Below are 6,252 nucleotides of genomic sequence, written 5' to 3'. Positions count from 1 at the left end.
CGAAAGTCCCGGTAGTCCCGTTCGGAACCTGGGGTGTTTCGTTCACGGATCGATGATGTGCCCGAGGTGGGGGTTCGCGCCACGACGTGTTTGCTCCCTCGTGGGAGGCGCAGCCTCCTACGAGGAAGCCTTGTTAGCGGTGGGGGTCGTCCGCGGGCAGCCAGACTCCGCTGTCGTGGATGCCGAGATCGCCGATGTCTCGGGTGAGGGCGTCGGCGGCGGCGAGCACGACGGGGCGGATTTCGTTTCGGCGCCACACCAGCGACCACGTCCAGATCACCGCCGGGTTGATCACTGGGCGTGCGACGAGGTCGGGCGGCAGCGTCGTGGTCTGCCCCTTGGGTGAGTTGAGCACGGGGCGGCCCGCGGCGCGGACGTGGGCGAGTTGTTCGGCGAAGAGGTTCCACGACGACCAGGACGTCGCGTCGTCGTCGACGAGTAGCGCGGCGTCCCGCGCCCGCACCGGTGTGGCGTTCTCGCCGGTGGACACCGCGTAGAGCCGGTCCGCGCCGAGCAGCCGGGCCTGCAGGCCGTACCGGGCGAGATCGGCGTTGCGCACCCAGCACACGGCCAGGTCGAGGCTGCCGTCGGCGACCCGTGCGGCCTGGGCGTGCGAGGGCACCACCCACGGGTCCACGTGCAGTTGCGCCACACCCGCGGTGCGTGCGGTCAGGTCCGCGGGAAGCCAGTTGACGTAGCCGATCCGGACCGGCTCCGCCCCGGAGAGGCGCTCGGCGCGGGCGCGCAGGTCGTCGGCACGCTCGAGCAGCGCGCGGACGTGGGGGAGCAGCTCGGCACCGGCCGGGGTGAGGGCTACGGAACGGCGGTCGCGGGCGAACAGCTGTACGCCGAGGTCTCGTTCGAGAGCCCTGATCTGCTGGGACAGCGAGGGCCCGGCGATCAGCAGCCGCGTCGCCGCCCGGCCGAAGTGCAGTTCCTCGGCGACGACGAGGAAGTACTTCAGCTGGCGTAGCTCCACGATCGCTCATGTTACGTGCGGTGAGAGGCTGCGCCTACCAGTCGGGAGCAAAGCGGTCGTGGCGGGCCGGCCGGACCCGGGCGCACGATGAGTTCCATGGTTTCAGCCCCTGATCGGAAAACGACCATGCAGGAGTTTCTCGTCGAGATCGTCACCACGGTCCCCGACGGCACCGCTCCATCCGAAGTGGATGCACGCCGCGCCGCGGAAGCGTTGCGCGCCAAGGAACTTGCCTCTGCAGGGCGCCTGGTCCGGTTGTGGCGCCCGGTCGGTGAGCTGCGCAGCATCGGGGTGTGGTGCGCGGACGACGAAGCCGATCTCCACGCGAACGTGCTCGACACGCTGCCGTTGCGGCCGTGGATGAGTGTCGCTGTCACCCCGCTGCGTCCACATCCGAACGATCCGGGCCAGTGGTGAGCGTGGTTTCCCCGCGGGCGCACGTCGTCCAGGTCGCTGCGGCGTTGGCGGCGAGCATGGGCATCGGCCGATTCGTCTTCACTCCGATCCTGCCGTTGATGCACACCCAGGCGGGTCTGTCCTCCTCTCTCGGGGCCGCGCTGGCTACGGCGAACTACGTCGGATATCTGGTCGGGGCATTGGCCGGTATCCTCATTCCGGGAGTGGTGCGCTCAGCAAGGGTCATGCGAATCTCTCTGGTCGTGCTCGTCGCGACCCTGGCGCTCATGCCCACCACACACAGTGGATCGGCGTGGTTTGTCCTCAGACTCGTCGCCGGCATCGCGAGCGCACTGATCTTCATGATTGCCGTCAGCGCCTTGTTCTCCCACCTGCGGGTGCACGCTCAGCACCTGGCCGGTTGGGCGTTCGGCGGGGTCGGAGCGGGCATCGCTTTGTCAGGTGTCGTCGTGTTCATCCTGCGTTCCGCCGGCAGCTGGCGCTCGACCTGGTGGGCGGTCGCCGCCCTGGCGTTGGTCTGTGCCGTCGCAGCCTGGGCACTGACCCCGGAGCCGTCGCCGACCGCCACGCCGTCCGGACCGGGAGCATACGGCCGCCCACGGACAAACCGCTGGTTCACGGCCGTGTTCGCCAGCTACTTCTTGGAAGGTGTCGGGTACATCATCGCGGGTACGTTCCTCGTCGCCGCGATCGATCACACCGCGGGCGGGTGGGCAGCGACGGGTCGGCGACGCCATCTGGCTACCTCGGACTCCACCGAGTAGGCGCAAGCAGGCTTCCCTCCCGTCGACTTCACTCCCTGGGCGTCCTCGGATGGCAACGTCGCCGCTTGCACGGCTGTTCAGTTTCAACGCCTATCTGCACAGTCGAGAAGACCTTCTAATGTGCATACGTCCAGCACTCGCCGCAACGAAAGCAACGATGTAAGATTTCGGTGCAAACGTAGCAAGGAGTGCTCATGTCGACCCACCGATCGATCTCCCCCCGGCGACACCACAAGCTCGCCGGCTACCGCCTGCGCCGCGACACCGCCACCGGCCGCTACACACGTGCCGTCGACCGCCCGCAGGGCACTCCGTCGCCGGACGAACGGCGTTTGTCGGATCTGTCGACCCCCGAACTGATCGACGTCGTCGCCTCCGAACTCGCCGCCCGCCCCGAGATGCACCTGGTCCGCAACCAGGTCACCGCGCTGCTGGCGATGGCACCGACCCTGACCGACCGCACCCAGGCCGCCCGGATCGGCGCCGACCTCGTCGACGACGCCATCACACAGGCCGAAATCGAGCAAGTCGCCCGCCGGCACATCCTCGACCACCCGATGCTCACCGCCAGTCAGGTCGCCGCCGTCCTGCACCGGCCCGCAGCCGATCGCACCGTCGCCTCCCGGCTTCGCACCACCGGCAAGGTCGTGGCCCTGCCCGTCGGCAACAGCTACCGGTACCCGGCATTCCAGTTCGACGAGGCCACCGCCGCGGTCCGCGAGAGAGTCGCCGCCGTCAACACAGTCCTCGGCGCCGCCGCCGACCCGTGGGGTGTCGCGTCGTGGTGGCTGACCCCCTCCACCCGCCTGCCCGAGGGGCAGACCCCGGCCGACCTCGCCGCCGACCCGGACCCCACGGCCGGTCAGAAGCTCGAGCGGCTCGCCGCCGCGGTGCTGCCCGACTGATGCCGAACATCGAACCACCGGCCGGAGGACTGCTCCGGCCGGCGCACCGGACCGTGCTCACTGCCGGAACGGTGGTGTGGCGGGTGCACAGCAGCCACCGCGCCCCGCACGCCCCGAATCCGACCGCGCAGCCCGACGAACTCGCCGGCGGCCGGTTCGACTCCCTCGGGCCGCAGCTACGCCTACCTCTATATCGCCGACAGCCCCGACGGTGCGATCGCCGAAACCATCTGCCGGGACCTCCCCTTGGACCCCACCATCGCGCGGATCGTTCCTGCCTCCGCTGTGGCCGGCCGCACCCTGACCGCCCTCACCGTGACCCGCACCCTCACCGTCGCCGCACTCCACGGACCGCACCTCTCGGCGGTCGGACAAGACCTCTGGCTCACCAAATGCGAAGCCCGGCACTACGTCACCACAAGACGGTGGGCCCACGCCATCCGGGCCGCCGACCCCGACCTCGACGGCCTCGCCTACCGGCCCCGGCACAACGAAGACACCCTCGCCTGGATCCTCACCACCAACCCCACGATCACACCCCACCCCGACCTGGCCCTCGACCCCACCACCACACCCCTGCCACTCGACCACGGTCCCGGCCGCGACCTCGTCGCCCGCATCATCGCCGACCACAGCGCCATCCTCTCCCCCACCTGACCCGCACCAGCGTCAACGCCGTCCGACATACGACGCCGACGGTGACCCGTACCGTCCGCGACGACCATTCAGCGCGCGATCCTTGCGCGAACGCCAACTGATCGGCCAGGGAATTCGGTGGCCGCACCAACCTCTCCGGGCGATGGAAATGCCCTTCCTGTCGACGCCGAGCCGAATGACGGCATCCGCCTCGACACCGAGCGCCAGGGAATTCCCGTGCCGCGGCAGCTGGTCACCAGCCGGCACTACCTGCTACCCGGTCTCGACGGAAGAACCGAGTTGACCATTCCCACAACGCCCTGACCCTGCGGCCGGCCCAGACAACCGCGGCACCGAGCCAACTCGACCACAGCAGGTCGCCTCACGACATCGGAACACCCTGCAAGCGAAACGCTTTCGCTACGACAGACCGATGCACAACGGTCCGTACCGGGCGGAAGCCCCGAAGTGAAGGTCAGGCCACCCCATTACACGGCGGCGAGGAACCGAAAATTGTGCGATGGTATGGATCACATTCCCTGGATTTCCACGCTGCGGCTCACCAAAATCACTACTGCGCCGCTCGTTCACTACGTGCAGGTTGACCGTGTAGCGCCCCTGCCAGCTGATATCCATCGTTGGCGGGGGCTGCGCTTGGCTGGGCCCCGCCACCCCTACTGCTCAGCAGTGCCACCACCATCCGGTGTGGCATCCGCTGTAGGCGCACAACGTCCCCCACGCCGCGGCAAAACCGGCGTCCTTGACCTTGGTCGCCGCATCGGACAACGCAAACCCGAAGACCGCGAGATCACCGAAAATCCGAGACCCCCGCGACCGCGGCACGCAGCGCCGCTCCGGACGGCGCCGCGGCGAGGGCAAGACCGCTCGCCACATCGCGCACCCCCACCGCCAGGATCCCCGTCGCCGCCTCGGGTGCGACAATGCGGTCGGCGCGGGTGAGTCTGCAGGGGCTTCGCGAGGATCTTCGGTCAGACGATGATCGCGGCAGTGTCCGCGGCGGCTCGGCACACCACACAGCCGACCACCTCCACCGCCGACACCGACGCCGCACCACACGATCCGGCAGCGTGCCCGGTCAACGGAAGATCGTCCACACCGCGGCGGCAGCGAGCGCTACCACGACCACAACCATCACCACGGTGACGAGAGATTCGTGATCAGCGAGAAGTTGCTGCATGCCAGAAAGTCTCCCAGTCCCGGCTCCCGTCAGAGCAAGTTAGCGAGCGCGAGCACTGAAGCGGGCACTGACCGCCTGGAAGAAACGGCATCGACCGGGACGCCCCAGGAGGTTGAGCCACCGCACGCCAGACCCCGAAAGCGTGTCGCGCCGCCGCACCCCCTAATCTGGCTGGTCCGAACACCCAGAACATGAGGAAGCAGCAGGCATGGCCACCGACTACGACGCACCGCGAGTCACCGAATCCGACGATTCCACGGACACGTCCCTCGAACAGCTGACCGCCAGCAGGAAAGACACCCAGTCCCCCGCCGTGGACGTCGAGGACACCGACACCGCGGAGTCCTTCGAACTGCCCGGCGCCGACCTGTCCGGTGAAGAATTTACCGTCCGCGTCATCCCGAAGCAGGCGGACGAATTCAACTGCACCAGTTGCTTCCTCGTCCATCACCGCAGCCGCCTCGCCGACGATCAGCAGTTGATCTGCCGGGACTGCGCCTAAAGACCATCGATACATCCGAGGGCCTCGGGTGCCTCCGGACTCCGCACTGCAGGGACGCCCGCATCCCGAAATTCTGAGACCGGGACGCGTCCGCGGGAGTCGCGTCCGCCGCCGATCACTCTCCCCGGTGTCGGCCCGGTCTGCGCGCGGCCGGATCCGGATCCGGATCCGGGTCCGGGGCCTGGGCGGAGCGATGGGAGCTCGGATCGATGGTCAGGTCTTCGGTGTCGGCGAAGATCAGTCGCCCGTCGTCGAGAGCGATCGCCCACCGATGCACCGGCGCCCACTCGTGCCCACCGCCGCCGGGGTAGGTCACTGCCGCGTAGTCCTCGACGACCTCACCGGTGACGTCGCCCCCGGCGTTCCTGCAGACCAGCACCCGGACACCGACCGTCAGAGCCTGGCCACCTCCCGGCCGGTTGCCGCTGTTTCGGGCCATGCTGCGCCACCTCTTCGCTCGCGAACTCCGGGGTCGAGCATAGGCACCGCCCGGACCGGCACGCGAGCGGACCTGCACGAACACCCTCCGCGCAGGGCACGCCCGCCAACTAAGATCCGCCCACGGCGCGGGAGGGAATCACCCCCCGAGTACTTGCCGAAAGCACCCGCGGGTCAGCGTTCCACCGCCCAGGGGACGGGCCGCTCGACAACCCTGGGCAGGGCGCCCACATACCCTGCGTCAGTACGCTATCCGAATCTCCTCGACCATCGGGCCCACCAGGTCCCAGATCGCGTCGCCGACCCTCCCGGACGAGTCCCCGGAAGGTCCACCGCCCGACGGGAGAGCGGGAAGGTGACCGTCCTAGAGTCGCATTGAGCCGGACTCCAGGTACCGCTGGTGGAACGAGAAC

The 6,252-nt window shown here is 68.7% G+C and carries 7 protein-coding genes and 1 pseudogene; 6 read left to right on the top strand and 2 right to left on the bottom strand.

The window, feature by feature from the left end:
* Positions 1-133 precede the first annotated feature (133 nt).
* Positions 134-979, bottom strand: a complete 846-nt coding sequence (locus ACFWAY_RS52875) for a LysR family transcriptional regulator (RefSeq protein ID WP_378516413.1) — start codon at positions 977-979, stop codon at positions 134-136.
* Between the two features lie 96 nt (positions 980-1,075).
* On the opposite strand from ACFWAY_RS52875, the gene ACFWAY_RS52870 reads away from it, so the two are divergent.
* From ACFWAY_RS52870 to ACFWAY_RS52845, 6 genes and pseudogenes are all read left to right on the top strand, one after another.
* Positions 1,076-1,396: a muconolactone Delta-isomerase family protein gene (locus tag ACFWAY_RS52870; protein ID WP_378516412.1), complete on the top strand. Its 321-nt coding sequence runs from the start codon at positions 1,076-1,078 to the stop codon at positions 1,394-1,396.
* Positions 1,390-2,121 (top strand): annotated as a pseudogene (locus tag ACFWAY_RS52865) (YbfB/YjiJ family MFS transporter); the annotation flags it as partial. The gene ACFWAY_RS52870 and the pseudogene ACFWAY_RS52865, both read left to right, overlap by 7 nt.
* Before the next feature lie 233 nt (positions 2,122-2,354).
* A complete protein-coding gene (locus tag ACFWAY_RS52860; RefSeq protein ID WP_378516411.1) occupies positions 2,355-3,065 on the top strand; it encodes a hypothetical protein in 711 nt (236 codons plus the stop codon).
* Positions 3,066-3,125: 60 nt separating this feature from the next.
* Positions 3,126-3,722 (top strand): RES family NAD+ phosphorylase, encoded by a 597-nt coding sequence (locus ACFWAY_RS52855; RefSeq protein WP_378516414.1) that lies wholly within the window; start codon positions 3,126-3,128, stop codon positions 3,720-3,722.
* 117 nt (positions 3,723-3,839) lie between these two features.
* A complete protein-coding gene (locus ACFWAY_RS52850) occupies positions 3,840-4,025 on the top strand; it encodes a hypothetical protein (protein ID WP_378516410.1) in 186 nt (61 codons plus the stop codon).
* Between the two features lie 1,082 nt (positions 4,026-5,107).
* Positions 5,108-5,401 (top strand): DUF4193 domain-containing protein, encoded by a 294-nt coding sequence (locus ACFWAY_RS52845; protein ID WP_378516409.1) that lies wholly within the window; start codon positions 5,108-5,110, stop codon positions 5,399-5,401.
* Between the two features lie 115 nt (positions 5,402-5,516).
* Here ACFWAY_RS52845 and ACFWAY_RS52840 read toward each other — a convergent pair whose 3' ends face one another.
* Complete coding sequence (locus tag ACFWAY_RS52840; protein ID WP_378516408.1) at positions 5,517-5,840, bottom strand: hypothetical protein; 324 nt, start codon at positions 5,838-5,840, stop codon at positions 5,517-5,519.
* Positions 5,841-6,252 lie beyond the last annotated feature (412 nt).

It is taken from the genome of Rhodococcus sp. NPDC059968, from assembly GCF_042738615.1.
GTDB lineage: Bacteria > Actinomycetota > Actinomycetes > Mycobacteriales > Mycobacteriaceae > Rhodococcus_F.
The sequence above is the reverse complement of the archived record's forward strand: the minus strand, read 5'-3'. Positions and strand labels throughout refer to the sequence as shown.